Below are 23178 nucleotides of genomic sequence, written 5' to 3' on the forward strand. Positions count from 1 at the left end.
TCGATGTTCGAGTCGGTCCGGGCGCTGATCGCCGAGCACACCGCGCTCCAGGAGGAGCTGGCGGACCCGGCGCTGCACGCCGACGCCGCGCGAGCGAGGAAGGTCAACCGGCGTTACGCCGAGCTGAGCCGGATCGTCGCCGCGAACGACGCGTGGCGGCAGGCGCAGGAGGACGTCGAGGCAGCGCGTGAGCTCGCCAGGGAGGACGCCGCGTTCGCCGAGGAGGTCCCCGGGCTCGAGGAGCGCCTCGCGGAGTCGCAGGAGAAGCTCCGACGGCTCCTCATCCCGCGCGATCCCGACGACGGCCGCGACGTGATCATGGAGATCAAGGGCGGCGAGGGCGGCGCCGAGAGCGCCCTCTTCGCCGCCGACCTGCTCCGCATGTACATCCAGTACGCCCAGTCGAAGGGCTGGAAGACGGAGCTGCTCGAGTCCGACGAGTCCGACCTGGGCGGCTACAAGAACGTGCAGGTCGCGATCAAGTCGAACGCCTCCGACCCGTCGCAGGGCGTGTGGGCCCACCTGAAGTACGAGGGCGGCGTGCACCGCGTCCAGCGCGTCCCCGTCACCGAGACGCAGGGCCGGATCCACACGTCGACGACCGGCGTGCTCGTCTTCCCCGAGGTCGACGAGCCCGAGGAGGTCGAGATCAACCAGAACGACCTCAAGATCGACGTGTACCGCTCGTCGGGCCCGGGCGGCCAGTCGGTGAACACGACCGACTCGGCGGTCCGCATCACGCACGTGCCGACGGGGATCGTCGTGGCGATGCAGAACGAGAAGTCGCAGCTGCAGAACCGGGAGGCGGCGATGCGCGTGCTCCGGGCCCGCCTCCTCGCACGCCAGCAGGAGGAGATCGCCGCGGCGGCCTCCGATGCGCGCAAGTCGCAGATCCGCACCATGGACCGTTCCGAGCGCATCCGCACGTACAACTTCCCCGAGAACCGCATCGCCGACCACCGCACCGGCTACAAGGCGTACAACCTCGACCAGGTCATGAACGGCGCGCTCGACCCGGTGGTCGAGTCGGCCATCCGGGCCGACGAGGAGGCGCGGCTCGCCGCGATCGGCGACGAGTGACCGAGATCGTCGTCCGCCCCGCGACCCTGCTGGACTGGGAGGCGATCCATCCGATCTTCGAGCAGGTCGTGTCCGAGGGCGAGACGTACGCGTACCCGCCGTCGTCGACGTCGGACGAGGCGCGCGAGCTCTGGATGGAGCGAGCACCGGGCCTGACCGTCGTGGCGGAGCTCCACGGCGCGATCGTGGGCACGGCCAAGATGGGCCCCAACCGCCCGGGTCATGGGGACCACATCGGGACCGCGTCGTTCATGGTCGACCGCGCGGCTCGTGGTGCCGGCATCGGTCGGCGGCTCGGCGAGTACGTCATCGACTGGCATCGCCGCCAGGGGTTCGAGGGCATCCAGTTCAACGCGGTCGTCGCGTCGAACCACGCCGCCGTCCACCTCTGGACGTCGCTCGGCTTCGAGATCGTCGGAACGGTGCCGGGCGCGTTCCGGTCGCCGCGGCACGGTCGCGTCGGCCTCCACGTCATGTTCCTGCCGATCTGAGCGGGTGCCGCGTCCGAGCGGATGCCGCGGCATCCGCCGTTCAGATGTGGAAGTCGACGTGCCAGTCGTGCATGCCGCGGGCCGCATCCGCGGTGGCGGGCGACAGCGGCTTCGCGACGGCGGGGATGCCGACGAGCAGCGAGTGCGGGGGAGCGCCCCGCGTGACGACCGCGTTGGCGCCGATCGCGCTGCCCGTGCCGATCTCGATGTCGCCGAGCACCTTGGCGCCCGCGCCGACGGTGACGCCGTCGCCGAGCGTGGGGTGGCGCTTCGCGCCGCGGGGCGCGCCCCGCGGCGCCTTCCCGCCGAGCGTGACGCCGTGGTACAGCATCACGTCGTCGCCGACGATCGCGGTCTCGCCGATCACGACGCCCATGCCGTGGTCGATGAAGAAGCGCCGTCCGATCGTGGCGCCCGGGTGGATCTCGACCCCAGTGAGGAAGCGCGTGAGCTGGGACACGACCCGCGCCGGCAGCCGGAGCGGCCGCACCTGCCACATCCGGTGCGCGAGCCGGTAGGACCAGATCGCGTGCAGGCCGGAGTACGCGAGGACGATCTCCAGCCGGTTGCGCGCGGCGGGATCGTGGGAACGGGCGGTCGCGACGTCTTCACTGAGCCTGCCGAGGATTCCCACCGACCCAGTCAACCAGATGGCGCGGGCGCTCAGTCGAGCAGGCCCTCGTAGAGCACCGTCGAGAGGTACCGCTCGCCGTAGCTGGCCAGGATCACGACGATGGTCTTGCCGGCGTTCTCGGGGCGCTGCGCGAGCTGCGTCGCCGCGTGCACGGTCGCGCCCGACGAGATGCCGCCGAGGATGCCCTCCTCGACGCCGAGGCGGCGTGCGACCGCGACGGCCTGGTCGATGTTCACGTCGATGATCTCGTCGTAGACGTCGCGGTCGAGGATCGCGGGGACGAAGTTCGCGCCGATGCCCTGGATCTTGTGCGGGCCGGGCTGGCCGCCGTTCAGGATCGGCGACTCCAGCGGCTCGACGCCGACGATCCTCACCTCGGGCTTGCGCTCCTTCAGCACCTGGCCGACACCGGAGAGCGTGCCGCCCGTGCCGATGCCGGAGACGAAGATGTCGACGCCGCCGTCGGTGTCGGCCCAGACCTCCTCGGCGGTGGTGCGGCGGTGGATGTCGACGTTCGCCTGGTTCTCGAACTGGCGCGCGAGCACCGCGCCGGGGGTCTCGGCGGCGATCTGCTCGGCGCGCGCGACGGCGCCCTTCATGCCCTCCGAACCCGGGGTGAGCACCAGCTCGGCCCCGTAGGCGCGGAGCAGCGCGCGGCGCTCCTTCGACATGGTCTCGGGCATCGCGATGACCACCCGGTAGCCGCGCGCGGCGCCGATCATCGCGAGCGCGATGCCGGTGTTGCCGCTCGTGCCCTCGACGATGGTGCCGCCGGGCTTCAGCGAGCCGTCGGCCTCGGCGGCGTCGACGATGCCGATGCCGAGGCGGTCCTTGACGCTGGCCGACGGGTTGTAGAACTCCAGCTTGGCGAGCACGGTGGCGCCCGCGCCATCCGTCACCCGGTTGAGCTTGACGAGCGGGGTGCGCCCGAAGACGTCGGTGATGTTCTCGTAGACCTGGGCCATGATCTCGTTCCCTCTCGTGACGGCGGCGTCGTGCCGCGCACCAGCATACGGAGGGCGGGTACGCGCCGGGAGTGGGTTACATTCCATTGCGTGAATGCGACGCCCGACGAGCCCGCCGAACGCCCACTGCGCGAGGCGCGCGACGAGACCGTGCGTGCGCTGCAGGCGGCCGGCATCGCCGACGCGGAGGTCGACGCCGACCTGCTCCTCGGCCACGTGCTCGGCCTCTCCCGGGGCGGCGTGCACGCGCGCCTCGTGATCGGGGACCGGCTGTCGGCGACGGATGCCGCGGAACTCGACGCCCTCGTCGCGCGACGTGCCCGTCGCGAGCCGCTGCAGCACCTGACCGGCCGCGCCGCGTTCCGCTCGCTGGACCTCGCCGTCGGGCCGGGGGTCTTCGTGCCGCGGCCGGAGACCGAGCTGCTCGCGCAGCTCGCGATCGACGCGCTGCGGGCCGCCGCCGAGCCCGAGCCGATCGGCCTCGACCTCGGTTCGGGCAGCGGCGCGATCGCGCTGTCGATGGCGACCGAGGTGCCGCACGCCCGGGTCTGGGCCGTCGAGAACTCACCCGAGGCCTTCCCGTGGACGCGCCGGAACGTCGACGAGGTCGCGGCCGCCAACCTCGAGCTCGTCTTCGGCGACCTCGCCGAGGCCCTGCCCGAGCTCGAGGGCCGCGTCGCGGTCGTGGCCTCGAACCCGCCGTACATCCCAGACGACGCGATCCCGCGCGATCCCGAGGTGCGCCTGCACGACCCCGAGCACGCGCTCTACGGCGGGCCCGACGGCCTCGACGTCGTGCGCGTGCTGTCCCGGCGGGGGCGGGCGATGCTGCATCCGGGCGGCGCGCTCCTGCTGGAGCACGGCGAGACGCAGTCGGCCGAGATCGCGGCGATCCTTCGGGGCGACGGATGGCACGCCGTGGCCCACCACCGCGACCTCACCGGGCGCGACCGCGTGACGACCGCGCGACGCTGACGCCGCGGCATCCGCCGGCCGGGCGCTAGCCGTCGAGGCGCGAGCGCGCCTCGCGGAGCGCGAGCCGCTCGGCCTTCCGCGCATCGCGCAGGCGGCGCTCGGCCTCGCGCACGGCCTTGCGCGCTTCACGGACCCGCTTGTCGCCGGAGACCTCGGGCGGATCGGCGGGTGGAGCGGGCGGCACGGGTGAGGCTCCGTCGGCGCGCCGTGCGAGGTGCTCGGCGATGCCGTCGAGCACGCGTTCGAGCCCGAAGCCGAACGGATCGTCGTCGACGGCGGCGAACACCCCGGCGTCGACCGCGCGCCGCAGGGCCGGGAACTCCTCCGCGGTGACGAACGCGTCGAGGATCGCCGATCGGCCGTCGTCGATCGCCTGCGGTTCGACGCCGGCCTCGCGCGAAGCGACGTCGTAGGAGTGCTCGATGGTGCTCTGCCATCGCACCTGGCCGGTCACGAGGAGGATGGTCGCGACCCGCTCGTGCTCGTCGAGCGGGGTGCCGGAGAGCGCGTCGAGCATCGCGTCCATCCAGGCGAGGTTGTTGGGCGTCACGGGCGTGCCCTGGATGGCCACGTCGAGCAGCCACGGGTGGCGCCGGTGCACCTCGACCTCGGCGTGCGCGATCGCCCGAAGGCGGCCGCGCCAGTCGGACGGCTCGAGGTCGGGATCGGGCTCCGGCGGAAGGCCGGTGCCCTGCTCCTGCATGAGAACGAGCAGGTCGTCCTTCGCGGTGACGTACCGGTAGAGCGACATGGTCGTGTACCCGAGGGACTGCGCCACCCGGCTCATCGACACCGCGGCGAGCCCCTCCGCGTCGGCGATCTCGACGGCGGCGTCGACGATGCGCTCGATGCTCATCTCGCGCTTCGGACCGCGCTGCGGGTTGGCGGCGACACCCCACGCGAGGGCGACGCCGCGCGGCAGCTCGGGCTCGGCAGGTGCGTCGGTGCTCATCCGGCTCCAATCGGCGGGCGGTGCTTGCGTCCAGTGTAGAACTGTGTATTACTTAAACCGCTGTGGACGACGTACACAGTGTATCCAGTACACAGGAGGTGTTCTCCATGACGCTCGCGATCGAGACCCGGGGCCTCGCCAAGCGGTTCGGCTCCACCGACGTCCTCGTCGGGCTCGAGCTGGCCGTCGCCCCCGGCACCGTGTTCGCCCTGCTCGGGCCGAACGGCGCCGGGAAGACGACGACCATCGACATCCTGACGACGCTCGTCCGTCCCGATGCGGGGAGCGCGCGGGTGGCCGGATGCGACGTGCTCGCCGACCCGGAGGGCGTGCGTGCGCGCATCAGCCTCACCGGCCAGTCCGCCGCGGTCGACGAGATCCTCACGGGCCGCGAGAACCTCGTGATGCTCGCCCGCCTCTCCGGCCTCGGCGCCCGCGATGCCCGGAGGCGGGCGGACGAACTGCTCGACCGGTTCGACCTGGCCGGCGCCGGGCGGCGGCGGACCTCGACGTGGTCCGGCGGCATGCGCCGTCGGCTCGACCTCGCCCTGAGCCTCGTCGTGCCCGCTCCCGTCGTGTTCCTCGACGAACCGACGACCGGGCTCGACACGCGCAGCCGGCAGGAGCTCTGGCGCATCGTCGGCGAGATCGCCGACGCCGGGACGACGGTCTTCCTCACCACGCAGTACCTCGAGGAGGCCGATCGCCTCGCCGACCGGATCGCCGTGCTCGACCGCGGCCGGATCGTCGCGGAGGGGACCGCGTCGGAACTGAAGTCGCGCGTCGGCGGCGAGGCCGTCGAACTCGTCGGTCCCGACGACCGGATCCTCGCGGAGCTGCCGACCGACGGCACCGTCCACGGGCTCCGCGCCGCGATCGACGAACTCGATCGGCTCGCGGCATCCGCCGTCGACGGCGCCAGGGTCGCCATCCGCCGCCCGAGCCTCGACGACGTGTTCCTCGCCATCACCTCGCCCGCGCCGTCGCCGGGCGCGGACGGCGCCCTCGTCGGATCGGAGGCCCGATCGTGACCGCGGTCGCCGGGACGGACCGCCCGCCCGCCCGGACGACGGAGGCCGTCCGGGGCCGTCCGTCCGGACTCGTCGCCGAGGCCGTCTTCATCCACCGGAGCGTCACGCACTCGCTGCGCGACACCGAGGCGCTCCTCATGGCCGTGATCCTGCCGACCATGCTCATGCTGCTGTTCACCTACGTGTTCGGCGGTGCGCTCGACCCGTCGGGCGGCTACGTCGACTACGTCGTGCCCGGCATCATCCTGCTCTGCGCGGGATTCGGCGCGAGCTCGACGGCGCTCTACGTCGCCAGGGACATGACGACCGGCATCATCGACCGGTTCCGCACCATGCCCCTGCGGGCGGGGGCGGTGCTCACCGGGCACGTCGTGGCGAGCCTCATGCGGAACCTCTTCGCCACGGGCGTCGTGATCGGGGTCGCCCTGCTCGTCGGCTTCCGGCCGACGGCCGGTCCGCTCGAATGGGTGGGCTCGCTCGCGCTCGTCGCGCTCTACATCCTCGCGATCACGTCGCTCTTCGCCGCGATCGGCCTCGCCGCGTCGAGCCCCGAGGCCGCGAGCGCCTACGGGTTCGTCCTCCTCTTCCTCCCGTACCTCTCGAGCGCGTTCGTGCCCGTCGAGACGCTGCCCGGCTGGCTCGCGTGGTTCGCGGAGCACCAGCCCATCACGCCGGTCATCGAGGCGATCCGGAGCCTCCTGATGGGCACGCCCATGGGGAGCTCCGCGTGGCTGGCGGTCGGCTGGTGCGTCCTGCTCGTCGTGATCGCCGCCGTGTGGGGCGGCCGGCTCTTCCGGCGCAGGGCGGGTCGTCGTTGAGACGACGAGGCGTCGACGACGGATGCCGCGTGCCGCGCCGGGCACGCGGCATCCGCGTCGCCCAGCCACCGGCACTCGGCCACGTCTAGAATCGAGCGGTCATGACACTCATCCACGACTGCTCGGTCGAGTCCGAGCTCCTCGCCGGCATGCGCCTGGCCCGTCGCGCCATCGGCAGCGGCGAGCTCGTCGTCATCCCCACCGACACCGTCTACGGCGTCGCCGCCGACGCGTTCAGCGCGACGGCCGTGCAGCGCCTGCTCGATGCGAAGGGTCGCGAGCGCACGTCGCCGCCGCCCGTGCTCGTGCCGGGCATCCCGACGCTCGACGCCCTCGCGGCCGAGGTGCCCGACGCCGTGCGTGCGCTCGTCGCCGAGTTCTGGCCCGGCGGCCTCACCGTGATCCTGCGCGCGCAGCCGTCGCTGCAGTGGGACCTGGGGGAGACCCGCGGCACCGTCGCCCTCCGCATGCCCGACCACCGCATCGCGCTCGAACTCCTCTCGGAGACCGGCCCGCTGGCGGTGTCGTCGGCGAACCTGTCGGGCCTGCCGTCGGCGACGACCGCCGAGGAGGCGGCCGACATGCTCGGCGACCGGGTGTCGGTCTACCTCGACGGCGGCGCGGCCGGCGTCGCGTACGAGGCGATCGGCGAGCGCCCCGGCGACACGTCGTCGACGATCGTCGACGCGACCGGCCTGGCCGTCGACGGCACGGGTGTGCTCCGGATCGTGCGCGCCGGCGTGATCTCCCGCGAGCGGATCGCCGAGGTCGTGGGGGAGGAGCTGCTCGAGGCGGAGGCGGTCACCGAGGCCGGCGGCGCGGCATCCGACGACGACCTCGCGGCGGCATCCGACGATGGCGCGACGAGTTCCGACGACGACGGCGCGGCGACGTCCGACGACGCCGACGCGACGACGTCCGACGACGCCGCGGCGACTGCCGACGACGACGCTGCGCCCGCGGCATCCGTCGCCCCATCGGACGAGCGGACGGATCCCGCCGCGTCATGACCCTCTTCGTCCTGCTCGCGCTCGTCACGGCGGTCGTCACGTTCGCCGGTTCGGTCGTGGTCTGGAAGCTGAGCCTGAAGTACCGGCTCTACCCGAAGATCCGCGAGCGCGACGTGCACACCCGCCCGACCCCGCGGCTCGGCGGCATCGCGATGTTCCTCGGAGTCCTCGTCGGATTCGCGGCGGCGGCCTGGATCTCCTCGCTCGGCATCGCGCGCTTCGCGAACCTCCAGATCGTGTTCCAGGACCCGTTCCAGGTGCTCGCGATCCTCCTCGCGGCGGGACTCATCGTCGCGATCGGCGTCGCCGACGACATCTGGGACCTCGACTGGCTCACCAAGCTCGCGGGCCAGTTCATCGCGGCCGGCGTCATCGCCTGGCAGGGCGTGTCGATCGTCTCCCTGCCCATCGGCGCCCCCGACGGCGGCATCACCGTGGGGTCGTCGTGGATGAGCGCCCTCGTCACGGTGTTCACGATCGTGCTGGTCATGAACGCGATCAACTTCATCGACGGCCTCGACGGGCTCGTCGCGGGCGTCGCCCTCATCTCGAGCGGCGTGTTCTTCCTGTACTCCTACCTGCTCGTGCAGCAGACGTCGCCGACGAACTACTTCAACCTCGCGTCGCTGCTCGCGGTCGTGGTCGTCGGCGCGTGCGCCGGCTTCCTCCCGCTCAACTGGCACCGCGCGAAGCTCTTCATGGGCGACGCGGGAGCGCTCCTCGTCGGCCTGCTCATGGCGACCTCCGCGATCGCGGTCACGGGGCAGGTCGACCCCTCCCAGCTCGGCACCGACGAGCTGTTCCCGGCCTTCATCCCGATCATCATCCCGTTCGCGGTCCTGCTCATCCCGCTGCTCGACTTCGGCCTCGCGGTCGTGCGACGCCTGCGCGCGGGCAAGTCGCCGTTCGCGGCCGATCGCAAGCACCTCCACCATCGCCTGCTCGACATGGGACACTCGCACCTGCACGCCGTCCTCATCTTCTACGGCTGGACGGCCGTGGCCTCGTTCGGCTGCCTGCTCGCCTTCGTCCTGCCCGTCTACTTCGGCGTGGACTCCGGCTGGGCCTTCCTGTTCATCGGGGTCGGCTTCGTCGTCCTCGCGGCGCTCACCCTCGCGCCCCTCGGCCGGCGCAAGCGCCAGACCGTGGCGGCGGAGGCGGATGCCGCGGGCGCACCCTCGACGGCCGGGCTCGACGAGCTCGCCGCGCCCGAGCCGCAGCCCGTTCCCGCCACCACCCTCGCGCCCGACCCCCACTCCGTCGCGGGGTCCCGCGCCGAGCCGGACCCCAGCCACGTCCCCGACCGCCCGGATCCGGGCGAGCACCCCACAGGAGCCCGATGAGCACCGCACCCCGCGATCCCGCCGACCGCACGCCGACCTCGAATCCGGTGCTCCGGCGCGCCCTGCTCTGGGGCGCGGCCATCGCCGGCGGGATCGCCGTCGTGGGCGGCATCCTCGGCTTCGTCTTCGCGGGCACCGAGGGGCTCGTCAGCGCACTGCTCGGCACGCTCCTCGCCGTGGTGTTCATGGGGATCACCGGCGCGAGCATCCTGCTCGCCAACCGGTTCGCCGGCTCCGACCTCTTCGTCGGCGCGTTCTTCGGGATCGTGCTCGGCGGGTGGCTGCTGAAGTTCATCGTCTTCATCGTGCTCGTCGTCCTGCTGCGCGGGGTCGACTGGCTCGACCCGGTGGTGCTCTTCCTGGCGATCGTGGCCGGCGTGATCGGGTCGCTCGTCGTCGACGTCCTCGTCGTCGCGCGGTCCCGGCTCCCGTACGCGAGCGACGCGCAACTGCCGCCGCCGCCCTCCGACGACTGACCCGGACGCCGCCCCACGGGGCGGCGTCCGCGTCTCCGGGGACGTGGCATGCGCCGATCGGCATGCTCCCCGGTCGGCGCCGACTTCTACAACCTGTGGCGATTCGGCGGAGCGCCGAAGTCTTGCTACAGTAGGGGCGATCCCCCACGGTTCCGCCCTGCTCAGGCATGGGTTCCGGACCGTTTCCATGTTCGTCGACGCGAGAGCCCAGCTCCACGCCCCGAAACAGGAGATAGCGCTGCTAGCTAACGCTGTGAACCTGCTGGTTCCGACTGCAACCGATGATGGTGAGTTCCACGGGCCGTCGATCGAGGAGTTCTTCCCCGCCGCCCTCCTGTTCGAGGGCACGCCGTTCGAGATCAACCGCATCATGCTGGTGCGCTTCGTGGCCGTGGCCGCGGTGCTCCTGGTCTTCTGGCTCGGCACGCGCAGGATGCGCATCGTCCCGGGCCGATTCCAGAGCATCGTCGAGATGGGCCTCGACTTCATCCGCGTGAACGTGGCGGACGACCTGCTCGGCAAGAAGGACGGCAAGCGGTTCCTGCCGATCCTCACGTCGATCTTCTTCATGGTGCTGTTCATGAACATCACCGGCATCATCCCCGGCCTGAACATCGCCGGAACGTCGGTCATCGGCGTCCCGCTCGTGCTCGCGATCGTGTCGTACGTCACGTTCATCTACGCCGGCATCAAGCAGAGTCCCAAGAACTTCTTCAAGAACTCGCTCTTCCCCTCGGGCGTGCCGTGGCCGGTGTACATCATCGTCACGCCGATCGAGCTCATCTCGACGTTCGTCATCCGCCCCGTCACGCTGACGCTGCGACTCATGATGAACATGATCGTCGGCCACCTGCTGCTCGTGCTCTTCTTCGCGGCGACGCAGTTCTTCATCTTCAACCTCGGCGGCTGGTACACCCTGCTCGGCGTCGGAACGCTGGCCTTCGGCTTCGTGTTCACGCTGTTCGAGATCCTCGTCGCCGTCCTGCAGGCCTACGTCTTCACGCTCCTCACCGCGGTCTACATCCAGCTCGCGGTGGCGGAGGAGCACTGAGCCAGGGCGCCCGCCCGAAGAAACCCCAAGAAAGGAAACCCCAACGTGGACGCAACCACCGTTCTCGCTGAGATCAACGGCAACATCGCAACGGTCGGCTACGGCCTCGCCGCCATCGGCCCGGCCATCGGCGTGGGCATCGTCGTCGGCAAGACCATCGAGGGCGTGGCTCGCCAGCCCGAGCTCGCCGGCCGCCTCCAGGTCCTGATGTGGATCGGCATCGCCTTCACCGAGGCGCTCGCCTTCATCGGTATCGCGACCTACTTCATCTTCGTCTGATCGTCCCGTCCCAACTGAGGAGGCCAACGTGCTTCACGCAGTGCTGAGAGCTGCAACCGAGGGCGAGACGCAGAACCCGGTCCTTCCGGCGACGTACGACATCGTCTGGTCGGCGGTCTGCTTCGCCGTCATCCTCGTCTTCTTCTGGCTGTACGCGCTGCCGCGCATGCAGAAGCTGCTCGACGAGCGGGCCGAGGCGATCGAGGGCAACATCGCGAAGGCCGACGAGGCCCAGCGCAAGGCCGAGGCCGCCCTCGAGGAGTACACCGCCCAGCTCGCCGACGCGCGTGCCGAGGCGGGCAAGATCCGCGAGACGGCTCGCGAGGACGGCAAGAAGATCGTCGCAGAGGCGAAGGAGCAGGCGTCCTCCGAGGCCGCCCGCATCAACGCCGGCGCCCAGGCGCAGATCGAGGCGGAGCGCCAGTCGGCGCTCGTGTCGCTCCGGTCCGAGGTCGGCACCATCGCCATCGACCTCGCTTCGGGCGTCGTCGGCGAGACGCTCTCCGACGACGCCAGGGCCAAGGCCGTGGTCGACCGCTTCCTCGCCGACCTCGAGGCGTCCGAGCAGGCCGCCGCAGGGGGGACGAAGTAACCCATGGGCAGCGCTACGAGAGAGGCCCTGGCCGGCACGCGAGCCGAGCTCGCGGGGCTCGGCCGGGCCGAGCTCCCGGTGGCCGGCGACCTCCTCGCCGCGACTCGGGTCATCGCGGCCACGCCGCAGCTTCGGACCGCACTCACCGACAACGAGGCCGACCGCGCCCAGAAGGCCGAGCTCGTCGAGCGCGTCTTCGGCGGCAAGGTGTCCCCGGCCGCGGCGTCGCTCCTCGTGAGCGCCGCCGCCCAGCGGTGGTCGTCGGCGGCCGACTTCCTCGACGGACTCGAGGAGCTCGGGCTCCGCGTCGCCGCAGACGCGGCGGGCGAGGTCGAGGTCGACGGCGAGCTGTACGCATTCCAGCGCACCGTCGCCTCCGACGCCGAGCTCGAGCTCGCCCTCGGGTCCAAGCTCGGCTCGTCCGCGGCGAAGGTCGCGCTCGTCGATCGACTCCTGAGCTCGAAGGCCGCGCCGGCGACGACGCTGATCGTCCGCCACCTCGTGCAATCGCCCCGCGGTCGCCGCATCGGCGAGATGCTCCGCGGTGCGGCATCCGTCCTCGCCGACCAGCGCGGGTTCGACGTCGCGACGGTGACGTCGGCCGTGCCCCTGACCGATGAGCAGGTCGCCCGCCTCGAGCGCACGCTCGGAGCCAAGGCCGGCCGACGCATCCGCTTCGACGCCATCGTGGACCCCTCGGTCCTCGGCGGCGTGCGGGTCCAGCTCGGCGACGACGTCATCGACGGCAGCGTCGCCAGCCGCCTCAGCGACCTGAGGCTGAAGCTCGCCGGCTGACGCCGGACGACAACGACCGGCGTCCCGCGCCGCGACATACCAGTAGCTGCACCAGGAGTGCAGATCAGGGCCCGGCCCTTCAGAAAAGGAAATGGCAATGGCAGAACTCTCCATCAGCCCCGACGAGATCCGTTCGGCTCTCTCGGAGTTCGCCCGCGACTACGAGCCGGGCGCGGCGCAGAAGACCGAGGTCGGATACGTGACCGACGCGGCCGACGGCATCGCCCATGTCGAGGGCCTGCCCTCGGTCATGGCGAACGAGCTCGTCAAGTTCGCGGACGGCACGCTCGGCCTCGCGCTCAACCTCGACGAGGACGAGATCGGTGTCGTCGTGCTCGGCGAGTTCACCGGCATCGAGGAGGGCATGGAGGTGACCCGCACCGGCGAGGTCCTCTCCGTGCCGGTCGGCGAGGGCTACCTCGGCCGCGTCGTCGACCCGCTCGGCAACCCGATCGACGGCCTCGGCGAGGTCGCGACCGAGGGTCGTCGCGCGCTCGAGCTCCAGGCGCCGGGCGTCATGCAGCGCAAGTCGGTGCACGAGCCGCTCCAGACCGGCATCAAGGCGATCGACGCCATGATCCCCGTCGGCCGCGGCCAGCGCCAGCTCATCATCGGCGACCGCCAGACGGGCAAGACGGCGATCGCGATCGACACGATCATCAACCAGAAGGCGAACTGGGAGTCCGGCGACCCGACCAAGCAGGTGCGCTGCATCTACGTCGCGATCGGGCAGAAGGGCTCGACCATCGCGTCCGTGAAGGGCGCGCTGGAGGACGCGGGCGCGATGGAGTACACCACCATCGTCGCGGCCCCGGCCTCCGACCCCGCCGGCTTCAAGTACCTCGCGCCCTACACCGGCTCGGCCATCGGCCAGCACTGGATGTACGACGGCAAGCACGTCCTGATCATCTTCGACGACCTGTCGAAGCAGGCCGAGGCCTACCGCGCCGTTTCGCTGCTCCTGCGCCGTCCGCCGGGCCGCGAGGCGTACCCGGGCGACGTGTTCTACCTGCACTCGCGGCTCCTCGAGCGTTGCGCCAAGCTGTCCGACGAGCTCGGCGCGGGTTCGATGACCGGCCTGCCGATCATCGAGACCAAGGCGAACGACGTCTCGGCCTACATCCCCACCAACGTGATCTCGATCACCGACGGCCAGATCTTCCTCCAGTCCGACCTGTTCAACTCGAACCAGCGCCCGGCGGTCGACGTCGGCATCTCGGTCTCGCGAGTCGGCGGCGACGCGCAGGTGAAGTCGATCAAGAAGGTGTCGGGCACGCTGAAGCTCGAGCTCGCGCAGTACCGGTCGCTCGAGGCGTTCGCGATGTTCGCGTCCGACCTCGACGCGACCAGCCGTCGGCAGCTCGCGCGCGGCGCGCGCCTGACCGAGCTGCTCAAGCAGCCCCAGTACTCGCCGTATCCCGTCGAGGAGCAGGTCGTCTCGATCTGGGCCGGCACCAACGGCAAGCTCGACGAGGTGCCCGTCGAGGACATCCTGCGCTTCGAGCGCGAGTTCCTCGACTACCTCGGCCGCAACACGTCGGTGCTCTCGGACCTCCGCGAGACCAACGTGCTCTCGGACGAGACCGCCGCGACCCTCGAGTCGGAGGTCGACAACTTCAAGCTGGAGTTCCAGACCGGCGAGGGCAAGCCGCTCGCCTCGGTCGGCAGCGAGAAGTTCGAGGCCATCGACGAGGAAGAGGTCGGCCAGGAGAAGATCGTCAAGGGTCGTCGCTAGTCGTTTCCGCCGTTCCCTGAGGCTCTCGGGGACATCGGCCTCACGGCCGCACCGGGAGCCTCAGGAACAGGAAGCCAGGACACAGGAGAAACATGGGAGCGCAGCTTCGGGTCTACCGCCAGAAGATCAAGTCGGCGCAGACGACCAAGAAGATCACGCGAGCGATGGAGCTCATCTCCGCCTCGCGGATCGCGAAGGCGCAGGCGCGCGTCGCCGCGTCGACGCCGTACTCCGACGCGATCACGCGCGCGGTCTCGGCGGTGGCGAGCTACTCGAACGTCTCGCACGTGCTCACGACCGAGCCGGAGCGGGTCGATCGCGCGGCCATCGTGATCTTCACCTCGGATCGCGGCCTCGCGGGCGCGTTCAACTCGCAGGTCCTGCGCGAATCGGAGGAGCTCGCCGAGCTGCTCCGCAGCCAGGGCAAGGAGGTCGTGTACTTCCTCATCGGCCGCAAGTCCGTCGGGTACTTCTCGTTCCGACGCCGTGACTACGAGCGCAGCTGGATCGGCGGAACCGACAACCCCGAGTTCACGACCGCCCAGGAGGTCGCGGACGCGGTGCTGGAGGCCTTCCTCCGGGACAGCGCGGACGGCGGGGTCGACGAGATCCACATCGTCTACAACCGGTTCGTCAGCCGCATCACGCAGGTGCCGGTCGTCACGCGACTGCTGCCGCTCGAGGTCGTCGAGGCGGAGGAGGAGGCCGAGCCGTCCGGCAGGGCCGAGGTCTTCCCGCTCTACGAGTTCGAACCCGACGCCGAGACGGTCCTCGACGGACTGCTCCCGGTGTACATCGAGAGCCGGATCTTCAACGCCATGCTGCAGTCCGCCGCCGCGAAGCACGCGGCGACGCAGAAGGCCATGAAGTCGGCCACCGACAACGCCGACAAGCTGATCATCGACTACACGCGCCTGGCCAACGAGGCCCGCCAGTCCGAGATCACGCAGCAGATCGCTGAAATCGTGGGTGGAGCCGACGCGCTCTCCTCCTCCAAGTAGCCAAGATTCATCCAGAAGGAAGAGAACATGACTGACACCGCTACCGCGCCAGTCCAGGACACGACGGGCACCGTCGGCCGCATCGCGCGCGTCACCGGCCCCGTCGTCGACATCGAGTTCCCGCACGACTCGATCCCCGAGATCTACAACGCGCTGAAGACGACCATCACGATCGGCGACCAGACGTCGGAGTTGACGCTCGAGGTCGCTCAGCACCTCGGCGACGACGTCGTGCGCGCGATCGCACTGAAGCCGACCGACGGGCTCGTCCGCGGCCAGGAGGTGCGCGACACCGGCGAGGCGATCTCGGTCCCCGTCGGCGACGTGACCAAGGGCAAGGTCTTCAACGTCATCGGCGAGGTGCTGAATGCCGAGCCGGGCGAGCAGATCGAGATCACCGAGCGCTGGCCGATCCACCGCAAGCCCCCGAAGTTCGACCAGCTCGAGTCCAAGACCCAGCTGTTCGAGACCGGCATCAAGGTCATCGACCTCCTCACGCCGTACGTTCAGGGCGGCAAGATCGGCCTCTTCGGCGGTGCGGGCGTCGGCAAGACCGTCCTCATCCAGGAGATGATCCAGCGCGTGGCGCAGGACCACGGCGGTGTGTCGGTGTTCGCCGGCGTCGGCGAGCGCACCCGTGAGGGCAACGACCTCATCCACGAGATGGAGGAGGCGGGTGTCTTCGACAAGACGGCGCTCGTCTTCGGCCAGATGGACGAGCCGCCCGGGACCCGTCTTCGCGTGGCGCTCTCGGCGCTCACCATGGCGGAGTACTTCCGCGACGTGCAGAAGCAGGACGTGCTCCTCTTCATCGACAACATCTTCCGTTTCACGCAGGCGGGCTCCGAGGTGTCGACGCTGCTCGGTCGCATGCCCTCCGCGGTGGGTTACCAGCCGAACCTCGCCGACGAGATGGGCATCCTCCAGGAGCGCATCACCTCGACCCGCGGTCACTCGATCACCTCGCTGCAGGCGATCTACGTCCCCGCCGACGACTACACCGACCCGGCACCGGCCACGACGTTCGCGCACCTCGACGCCACGACCGAGCTTTCGCGCGAGATCGCGTCGAGGGGTCTCTACCCGGCGGTGGACCCGCTGACCTCGACGTCGCGCATCCTGGACCCGCGCTACCTGGGCGAGGACCACTACCGCGTCGCGACCACGGTCAAGCAGATCCTGCAGAAGAACAAGGAACTGCAGGAGATCATCGCAATCCTCGGTGTCGACGAGCTCTCCGAGGAGGACAAGATCACGGTGTCGCGCGCGCGCCGTATCCAGCAGTTCCTCTCGCAGAACACCTACATGGCGAAGAAGTTCACCGGTGTCGAGGGTTCGACGGTTCCGCTCAAGGACACCATCGAGTCGTTCGACGCGATCGCCCGTGGCGACTTCGACCACGTCGCCGAGCAGGCATTCTTCAATGTCGGCCCGATCTCCGACGTCGAGGAGAACTGGGCGCGGATCCAGAAGGAGAACGGCTGAGCATGGCCGCCCTCAACGTGAGCGTCGTCTCGGCCGACCAGGAGATCTGGTCGGGCGAGGCGGCCATGGTGGTGGCGCGCACGGTCGAAGGCGAGATCGGCATCCTGCCGGGTCACGAGCCGATGCTCGCGATCCTCGCCGGCGGCGAGGTGCGCGTCACCCTGCCCGGTGGTGAGAAGATCACCGCGAACGCCGAGGACGGATTCCTCTCCGTGCAGTCCGACGCCGTCCAGGTGGTCGCCTCGCGCGCCGCACTCGCCTGAGGACGCACGGATGCAGGGGGAGCAGCCGTTCGACCGCCAGTTCGGTGACCTCAGCGTCACCCAGCTCATCGTCATGGCCGGGTTGCCGGGCGCGGGCAAGTCGACGATCGGAGAGATCGTCGGCGCCCGGCTCGGCGCCACGGTCGTGTCGGTCGATCCCATCGAGTCCGCCATCCTGCGGGCGGGAATCGACGCCGACCAGCCGACGGGCCTCGCCGCATATCTCGTGGCCGAGCAGATCGCGGAGAAGGAGCTCGACTCCGGGCGGACGGTGATCGTCGACGCCGTGAACGCAGCGGAGTCGGCTCGCCTGCAGTGGCGCGACCTTGCGGAACGCGCCGAGGTCCGCCTCCGGGTCATCGAGGTCGTCTGCTCCGACGCGTCGTTGCACAAGGAGCGACTGGAGAAGCGCGAGCGCAACCTGCCGCACCTCGACGAGACGACCTGGCGGGCGGTCGAGCAGAGCCTCGACGGGTATGCGCCGTGGACCGGTCCGTCGTCGGCCCTGCCGCGAGTGACCATCGACAGCGTCGAGCCGCTCGGCGCGAACGTCGAGGCCGCTCTGGCCTTCATCGCCGCGTAGTGCTGCTCCTGCTGCCGCCCTCCGAGACGAAGCGGGACGGGGGCGAACCGGTCGCGCTGTCGCTCGGCGCACTCTCGTTCGCGTCGCTCGGCGAGGCTCGCACGGAGACGATCCGCGCGACGATCGAGCTCGCCGGGCGTGGCGATGCGATGATGCGGGCGTTGAAGCTCGGTCCGCGGCAGGCGGCTGAGGTCGATCGGAATCGGAGCCTCGCGACGTCGCCGACCATGCCGGCGCTCGACCGGTACACCGGAGTCCTGTACGACGCTTTGGACGCCCCCTCCCTCGATTCGGCGGCCCGTGCCTATGCCGCCGGGCACCTCGCCGTGCACTCGGCGCTCTTCGGCCTCCTCGGTGCTGGAGACCCGATTCCCGCGTACCGGCTCTCGCACGACTCGCGCCTGCCCGGGCTGCGCCTCAAGGCGCACTGGCGTGAACCGATCCGTGCGGAGCTCGCCGAGCGTACCGGGCTCATCGTCGACCTCCGCTCCGAGGGCTACGTGGAGCTCGGACCGGCCCCGGTCCGTCCCGACTCGGTGTTCATCCGGGTCGTCTCGATCGACGCCGGCGGGCGCCGTCGTGCCCTGAACCACTTCAACAAGCGCGCCAAGGGGCTGTTCACGCGGGCGCTGCTCGAGAGCGGGCCGGCGCTCGAGACGCGTGACGACCTGCTCGACTGGTCGACGAGCGCCGGATTCCGGCTCGAACTCGGCGCCGAGCGGGCGTCGGCGCCCGCCGAGCTCGAACTCGTGGCCTGACCGCCGACGGCTGCTCGGATTCGCCGCTTCGCGTCGCGTGTCCCGAGGAGCGACCCGTCGCGCACCGGCTCGCGCCCGACCTCCATCGTCGCCCGGCGCCGGTCCGGCCGATCAGGCGCTCGACGCGGCCGCCGCGGCGGACGTCGCGTCGGTGCGAGCGTCTCCGGCCGCGCCGGACCTATGGCAACCGGCGAGGTGATCGTCGACCATGCCCATGGCCTGCATCAGCGCGTACATCGTGGTCGGGCCCACGAAGCGGAAGCCGAGGGCGCGGAGGTGCCGACTGAGTGCCGTGGATTCGGAGGTCGTCGCCGGGACTTCGGTGAAGCTCACGGGCGGGTTCGGGCGCGGTGCCGGTGCGAATCCCCAGAGCAGTTCGTCGAGCGACACGTCGAGCGCGAGCGCGGCCCGCGCATTCGAGATGGTGGCCTCGATCTTGCCGCGATGGCGGATGATGCTCGCGTCGCCGAGGAGTCGCTCGACGTCGGCCTCGGTCATCTCGGCGACGAGGACGGGGTCGAACCCGTGGAACGCCTTGCGGAAGGCCGGGCGACGGCGGAGGATCGTGATCCACGACAGGCCGGCCTGGAACCCCTCGAGGCAGAGCTTCTCGAACAGCACCCGGGAATCGTGCTGGGGTGTGCCCCACTCCTCGTCGTGGTAACGCCGGTACTCGGGGTCGGCGGCACCCCAGGCGCACCGCGCGATCCCGTCTTCTCCGACGACCACATCGGGTCGTGTCGGCGTGGTCACGCCGCGAACCCGATCTGCTCGTGCCCGAGCAGCCAGAGCTTGGTCGGGACGCCCTCGCCGCCGGAATACCCCGTGATCCTGCCGTCGGAGGCGAGCACGCGGTGGCACCCGACGATGATCGGCATCGGATTCGCCCCGACGGCGCCGCCGATCGCGCGAGCCGAGCCCGGGCGTCCGACCGCGGCCGCGAGCGCGCCGTACGAGGTGGCCTCGCCCCAGCCCAGGCGCTGGAGCTCGGCCCACACCGCCCGCTGGAACGGCGTGCCCTCGAGTCGGAGGGGCAGGTCGAAGCTCGTTCGCCGGCCGGCGAAGTACTCCTCGAGCTGATCCCGTGCGGACACGAGCAACGGTGAGGGGCGCTCCGGAAGGTCGTCGTGCGGCAGGGAACCGTCGCGCTCGATGGTGAGCGAGGTGAGTTCGGACTCGTCGGCCCGGAGTTCGATCCGCCTGATCGGGCTGGTGAACCGGATGAGGTACGGGGAGGTCATGGTTCGAGGATAGGCGCGCCGTCCGTCATCGACTAGCGGGAATCGGACACTGCACGGACCCGCCCGGCGACGACGGATGTGGAGGACGAGTCCGCGTCGCGAGGACGAGCCCTCCTCCACACGGCGAGGAGGCGGACGACCGTCGCGGAACCGGGGACGGGCCCTCCACAGGCGATGGGGACCGAGCAGGCTGCCCGCATGACGACCATCATCCGCGCCGGTGCCGCGCACGACTTCCTCGCCCTCGTCCCCGTCCTCGCCGGGTACACACCGGTCCGATCACTCGTGTGCGTCGCCTTCGAGGGCGCCCGCACGGCCGGCGTGCTCCGGATCGACCTCCCGGACGCCGCGCACGAGGATGCCGCCGCGACGGCGATGCTCGGGACCCTCTGCCGCATCCCGAGGATCGATGCCGTCGTGCCGATCGCGTACGGCGAGCGGCCGTTCCGCGGGTCCGAGGTGCCGCATCGTGATGTGCTCGACGCCGTGGTGCGGCGGGCGGAGGAGGCGGGCTTCCGGGTGCGCGACGCGCTGGCCGTGGCACCGAACGGCTGGGGATCGGTCTTCGACGAGGACCTGCCGGACGATGGTCGGCCGCTCGACCTCATCGAGGCGAGCACCGTCCTGCTCGCGGCGCCGGCCGAGGTGATCGATCGGGCCGCCGGGCTCGCCGACTCCGCCACCCACCTCGTGCGGATCCCGGAGGCCACCGAGGAGCTCGCCGGACGAATCCGCGAGTTGCGCGGCGGGCTCGACGTCGGTCAGGGCGGCGCGGACGCGCCGTCGGGCGCCTCGGGGGAACTCGCGCTGGACCGGCTGGAGCACGTGCTCGGCGATGCCGTCGACCCGGTGGCGCTCGTCGAACGCCTCGCCGCGGGCCGCGGCGACCGCAGCGCGGAGGAGCTCGCGTGGCTGCTCGAGCTCGCGGAGCGTCCGCCGATCCGCGACGCCATCATGCTCCAGGCGGCCTTCGGACCGCTCGTCGGCGAACTCGCGCTCGACTGCGCGGAGGACGCGGTCGATCGTCGTCGCGGCGAACCCGCGGGCGCGCCGGCGAACGAGGCTCCGGCGGCGCGCCTGCCGGGGCCCGACGAGGAGGAGACGGTCGACGCCTTCCTGTCCCGCCTCATGCTCGGGCGGTCCGCGATCCGACCCGACGCCGATCGGGTCCGCGCGGTGCTCGACGCGATCGCCACGGCGATCGGCAACGCCGCCGTCGGTCGTCGCACGGGCTCCCTCTGCGTCGCGGCCTGGCTGTCGTGGGCCCTCGGCGGTGCGTCCGCCGCCGGCGCGCTCGTCGACCTCGCGCTGGCGGAGACGCCGGAGCATACGATGGCCGGCCTGCTTCATCGCTTCTTCGGGCTCGGCGAGCTGCCGGAATGGGCGTTCTCGACCCCGCTCCCGGGGTCCGCCTCGGCCCTGGTCGACGATTCCGCATGAGTCGGCGTCCGGGGTCGGGCACGGGCGGCTTCCGGGCCGCAGCGGCCTCGACGCCGAGCTGCCATCGAGCTCGCCGTCGCGCGCTCGTGCCACGGCCGCGCGATCCGGCGGGCGGCGAGCGCCCGGGCCGCCGAGGCCCGGGCGCGTCACGGGCGAGCGCTGCCGCCGCATCCGTCAGGCTGCTGCGGCAGCGAGCGCTCAGAGCCGGTTGGCCGCCTCGGTGAGGACGCCGCGGAGGATCTGCTCGATCTCGCGGAACTCGGCCGGGCCGATCGTGAGCGGCGGAGCGAGCTGGATGACGGGGTCGCCACGGTCGTCGGCGCGACAGTACAGCCCGGCGTCGAAGAGCGCCTTCGAGAGGAATCCGCGGAGCAGGCGCTCCGACTCGTCGTCGTCGAACGTCTCGCGCGTGGCCTTGTCCTTGACGAGCTCGATCCCGAAGAAATAGCCGTCGCCGCGGACGTCGCCGACGATCGGGATGTCCAGCAGCTTCTCGAGCTCGGCACGGAACAGCGGCGAGTTCTCGCGGACGCGCTCGTTCAGTCGCTCCTCCTCGAAGATGTCGAGGTTCTCGAGGGCGACGGCGGCCGACACCGGGTGACCGCCGAAGGTGTACCCGTGGTAGAAGCTCGTCGTGCCGGTCTTGAACGGCTCGTAGATCTTCTCGGACACGATCGTCGCGCCGATGGGGGAGTAGCCCGAGGTCATCGCCTTCGCGCACGTGATCATGTCCGGCACGTAGCCGTACGCGTCGCACGCGAACATGTGGCCGATGCGGCCGAACGCCGCGATGACCTCGTCGGAGACCATGAGCACGTCGTACCTGTCGCAGATCTCGCGGACGCGCTGGAAGTAGCCGGGCGGCGGCGGGAAGCATCCGCCGGAGTTCTGGATCGGCTCGAGGAACACGGCCGCTACGGTCTCGGGGCCCTCGAAGAGGATCATCTCCTCGATCCGGTCGGCAGCCCACAGGCCGAAGGCCTCGATGTCGTCGGTCGGGCCGCCCATCTCCGCGGCGCGGTAGAAGTTGGTGTTCGGCACGCGGAAGCCACCGGGCGTGATCGGCTCGAACATCTGCTTCATCGCGGGGATGCCGGTGATCGCGAGTGCGCCCTGCGGGGTGCCGTGATAGGCGACCGCGCGGGAGATGACCTTGTGCTTGGTCGGGATGCCGCGGAGCTTCCAGTAGTACTTGGCGAGCTTGAACGCCGTCTCGACGGCCTCGCCGCCGCCGGTGGAGAAGAACACGCGGTTGAGGTCGCCGGGTGCGTAGTCGGCGAGGCGGTCCGCGAGCTCGATGGCCGCCGGGTGCGCATAGCTCCAGATGGGGAAGAACGCGAGTTCCTCCGCCTGCTTGGCCGCGACCTCGGCGAGACGTCGGCGCCCGTGTCCGGCGTTCACGACGAAGAGGCCCGAGAGCCCGTCGAAGTACTTGCGACCCTGCGCGTCGAAGACGTGGTGTCCCTCGCCGCGCGTGATGATCGGGACGCCGTGCTCCTCCATCGTCGACTGCCGCGCGAAGTGCATCCAGAGATGGTCCTTCGCCTTCTGCTGCAGCGCCGCGTCGTCGAAACCGGCGGTGCCGAGGCGCGGTGCCGCGTCGAGGGTGGTCATCGGGAACTCCTTCCGGGCATGCCCGCCTTCAGCGGGTGCCCCAGTTGTAGAACTGCTTCTGCAGCTTCAGGTAGACGAACGTCTCCGTGGCCTGGACACCGTCGAGGTTGCGGATGCGCGAGTTCAGGAGCGTGATGAGCTGGTCGTCGTCCTCGCAGACCACCTCGGCCATGAGGTCGAAGCTGCCCGCGGTGAGCACGACGTAGTCGATCTCCGCGATGGCTGCGAGCTCCTCCGCGAGCCTGCGCGTGTCGCCGGTCGCGCGGATGCCGATCATCGCCTGCCGAGTGAAGCCGAGCTGCATCGGATCGGTCACCGCCACGATCTGCATCACGCCGGCCTCGGTGAGCCGCTGGACGCGCTGGCGGACGGCGGCCTCGCTGAGGCCGACCGCCTTGCCGATGTCCGCGTAGGAACGCCGGCCGTCGGCCTGGAGCTGCTCGATGATCGCCTTGGAGACGTCGTCGAGTTGCACCGGCCGTTGGCTGGTCGGGCGGTTCCCGTTCGTCATGCGTCCGATCATGACAGTGCATCTACAGAATCACAAGCGATTCCGTCGATTCAAG

The 23178-nt window shown here is 70.7% G+C and carries 26 protein-coding genes; 19 read left to right on the top strand and 7 right to left on the bottom strand.

Annotated features, from left to right (window positions below):
• Window positions 1-3: 3 nt before the first annotated feature.
• Window positions 4-1080 carry a peptide chain release factor 1 gene (gene prfA, locus ACULK2_RS06730; RefSeq protein ID WP_445969298.1) on the top strand — a complete coding sequence of 359 codons (1077 nt, stop codon included), beginning with the start codon at window positions 4-6 and terminating at the stop codon, window positions 1078-1080.
• Window positions 1077-1571: a GNAT family N-acetyltransferase gene (locus ACULK2_RS06735; RefSeq protein WP_445969297.1), complete on the top strand. Its 495-nt coding sequence runs from the start codon at window positions 1077-1079 to the stop codon at window positions 1569-1571. The genes prfA and ACULK2_RS06735 overlap by 4 nt, the downstream gene beginning before the upstream one ends.
• Before the next feature lie 40 nt (window positions 1572-1611).
• Here ACULK2_RS06735 and epsC read toward each other — a convergent pair whose 3' ends face one another.
• Window positions 1612-2205 (bottom strand): serine O-acetyltransferase EpsC, encoded by a 594-nt coding sequence (epsC, locus tag ACULK2_RS06740; protein WP_445969296.1) that lies wholly within the window; start codon window positions 2203-2205, stop codon window positions 1612-1614.
• Window positions 2206-2234: 29 nt separating this feature from the next.
• Window positions 2235-3170 carry a cysteine synthase A gene (cysK, locus tag ACULK2_RS06745; RefSeq protein ID WP_445969295.1) on the bottom strand — a complete coding sequence of 312 codons (936 nt, stop codon included), beginning with the start codon at window positions 3168-3170 and terminating at the stop codon, window positions 2235-2237.
• A gap of 90 nt (window positions 3171-3260) precedes the next feature.
• Between cysK and prmC the strand changes: the two genes are divergently transcribed.
• The gene (gene prmC / locus ACULK2_RS06750) at window positions 3261-4145 is read left to right on the top strand and encodes a peptide chain release factor N(5)-glutamine methyltransferase (RefSeq protein WP_445969294.1); all 885 of its coding nucleotides are present in this window, start codon (window positions 3261-3263) and stop codon (window positions 4143-4145) included.
• 25 nt (window positions 4146-4170) lie between these two features.
• Here prmC and ACULK2_RS06755 read toward each other — a convergent pair whose 3' ends face one another.
• Window positions 4171-5097, bottom strand: a complete 927-nt coding sequence (locus tag ACULK2_RS06755; protein WP_445969293.1) for a TetR/AcrR family transcriptional regulator — start codon at window positions 5095-5097, stop codon at window positions 4171-4173.
• 107 nt (window positions 5098-5204) lie between these two features.
• Here ACULK2_RS06755 and ACULK2_RS06760 point away from each other — a divergent pair, with 107 nt between their 5' ends.
• From ACULK2_RS06760 to ACULK2_RS06830, 15 genes are all read left to right on the top strand, one after another.
• Entirely contained in the window at window positions 5205-6128 is a 924-nt protein-coding gene (locus tag ACULK2_RS06760; RefSeq protein WP_445969292.1) for an ATP-binding cassette domain-containing protein, read from the top strand.
• Window positions 6125-6946 carry an ABC transporter permease gene (locus ACULK2_RS06765; protein WP_445969291.1) on the top strand — a complete coding sequence of 274 codons (822 nt, stop codon included), beginning with the start codon at window positions 6125-6127 and terminating at the stop codon, window positions 6944-6946. Before ACULK2_RS06760 ends, ACULK2_RS06765 begins: the two co-directional genes overlap by 4 nt.
• 101 nt (window positions 6947-7047) lie before the next feature.
• Window positions 7048-7956: an L-threonylcarbamoyladenylate synthase gene (locus ACULK2_RS06770; RefSeq protein ID WP_445969290.1), complete on the top strand. Its 909-nt coding sequence runs from the start codon at window positions 7048-7050 to the stop codon at window positions 7954-7956.
• Window positions 7953-9299: an MraY family glycosyltransferase gene (locus tag ACULK2_RS06775; protein WP_445969289.1), complete on the top strand. Its 1347-nt coding sequence runs from the start codon at window positions 7953-7955 to the stop codon at window positions 9297-9299. Before ACULK2_RS06770 ends, ACULK2_RS06775 begins: the two co-directional genes overlap by 4 nt.
• On the top strand, window positions 9296-9775 hold the full coding sequence (locus ACULK2_RS06780) for a Cg1360 family ATP-synthase-associated protein (protein WP_445969288.1): 480 nt from the start codon (window positions 9296-9298) through the stop codon (window positions 9773-9775). Before ACULK2_RS06775 ends, ACULK2_RS06780 begins: the two co-directional genes overlap by 4 nt.
• A 253-nt stretch (window positions 9776-10028) precedes the next feature.
• Window positions 10029-10826: a F0F1 ATP synthase subunit A gene (gene atpB / locus ACULK2_RS06785; RefSeq protein ID WP_445969287.1), complete on the top strand. Its 798-nt coding sequence runs from the start codon at window positions 10029-10031 to the stop codon at window positions 10824-10826.
• 45 nt (window positions 10827-10871) lie between these two features.
• On the top strand, window positions 10872-11105 hold the full coding sequence (gene atpE, locus ACULK2_RS06790) for an ATP synthase F0 subunit C (RefSeq protein WP_022888426.1): 234 nt from the start codon (window positions 10872-10874) through the stop codon (window positions 11103-11105).
• A gap of 28 nt (window positions 11106-11133) precedes the next feature.
• Entirely contained in the window at window positions 11134-11697 is a 564-nt protein-coding gene (locus ACULK2_RS06795; RefSeq protein WP_445969286.1) for a F0F1 ATP synthase subunit B, read from the top strand.
• Between the two features lie 3 nt (window positions 11698-11700).
• The gene (locus ACULK2_RS06800) at window positions 11701-12492 is read left to right on the top strand and encodes a F0F1 ATP synthase subunit delta (RefSeq protein WP_445969285.1); all 792 of its coding nucleotides are present in this window, start codon (window positions 11701-11703) and stop codon (window positions 12490-12492) included.
• 97 nt (window positions 12493-12589) lie between these two features.
• The gene (gene atpA / locus ACULK2_RS06805; protein WP_445969284.1) at window positions 12590-14227 is read left to right on the top strand and encodes a F0F1 ATP synthase subunit alpha; all 1638 of its coding nucleotides are present in this window, start codon (window positions 12590-12592) and stop codon (window positions 14225-14227) included.
• Window positions 14228-14319: 92 nt separating this feature from the next.
• Window positions 14320-15228 carry a F0F1 ATP synthase subunit gamma gene (locus tag ACULK2_RS06810; protein ID WP_445969283.1) on the top strand — a complete coding sequence of 303 codons (909 nt, stop codon included), beginning with the start codon at window positions 14320-14322 and terminating at the stop codon, window positions 15226-15228.
• Between the two features lie 27 nt (window positions 15229-15255).
• Entirely contained in the window at window positions 15256-16713 is a 1458-nt protein-coding gene (gene atpD, locus ACULK2_RS06815; protein WP_445969282.1) for a F0F1 ATP synthase subunit beta, read from the top strand.
• A 2-nt stretch (window positions 16714-16715) separates the two neighbouring features.
• Window positions 16716-16976 (top strand): F0F1 ATP synthase subunit epsilon, encoded by a 261-nt coding sequence (locus ACULK2_RS06820; protein WP_445969281.1) that lies wholly within the window; start codon window positions 16716-16718, stop codon window positions 16974-16976.
• A 10-nt stretch (window positions 16977-16986) separates the two neighbouring features.
• Window positions 16987-17559 carry a P-loop nucleotide/nucleoside kinase family protein gene (locus tag ACULK2_RS06825; RefSeq protein WP_445969280.1) on the top strand — a complete coding sequence of 191 codons (573 nt, stop codon included), beginning with the start codon at window positions 16987-16989 and terminating at the stop codon, window positions 17557-17559.
• A complete protein-coding gene (locus ACULK2_RS06830) occupies window positions 17559-18317 on the top strand; it encodes a YaaA family protein (protein ID WP_445969279.1) in 759 nt (252 codons plus the stop codon). The genes ACULK2_RS06825 and ACULK2_RS06830 overlap by 1 nt, the downstream gene beginning before the upstream one ends.
• Window positions 18318-18428: 111 nt before the next feature.
• Here the strand turns inward: ACULK2_RS06830 and ACULK2_RS06835 are convergent, their stop codons facing one another.
• Window positions 18429-19070, bottom strand: coding sequence for a DNA-3-methyladenine glycosylase I (locus ACULK2_RS06835; protein ID WP_445969278.1), 642 nt, complete (start codon window positions 19068-19070; stop codon window positions 18429-18431).
• Window positions 19067-19558: a methylated-DNA--[protein]-cysteine S-methyltransferase gene (locus tag ACULK2_RS06840; protein WP_445969277.1), complete on the bottom strand. Its 492-nt coding sequence runs from the start codon at window positions 19556-19558 to the stop codon at window positions 19067-19069. Before ACULK2_RS06840 ends, ACULK2_RS06835 begins: the two co-directional genes overlap by 4 nt.
• A 198-nt stretch (window positions 19559-19756) precedes the next feature.
• Here ACULK2_RS06840 and ACULK2_RS06845 point away from each other — a divergent pair, with 198 nt between their 5' ends.
• The gene (locus ACULK2_RS06845; RefSeq protein WP_445969276.1) at window positions 19757-20998 is read left to right on the top strand and encodes a DUF4192 family protein; all 1242 of its coding nucleotides are present in this window, start codon (window positions 19757-19759) and stop codon (window positions 20996-20998) included.
• A gap of 198 nt (window positions 20999-21196) precedes the next feature.
• On the opposite strand, the gene ACULK2_RS06850 is transcribed toward ACULK2_RS06845, so the two are convergent.
• Window positions 21197-22612, bottom strand: coding sequence for an aspartate aminotransferase family protein (locus ACULK2_RS06850; RefSeq protein WP_445969275.1), 1416 nt, complete (start codon window positions 22610-22612; stop codon window positions 21197-21199).
• 28 nt (window positions 22613-22640) lie between these two features.
• Entirely contained in the window at window positions 22641-23123 is a 483-nt protein-coding gene (locus tag ACULK2_RS06855) for an Lrp/AsnC family transcriptional regulator (RefSeq protein WP_430646097.1), read from the bottom strand.
• Window positions 23124-23178: the final 55 nt, after the last annotated feature.

The organism is Agromyces molybdatiresistens (assembly GCF_052748445.2).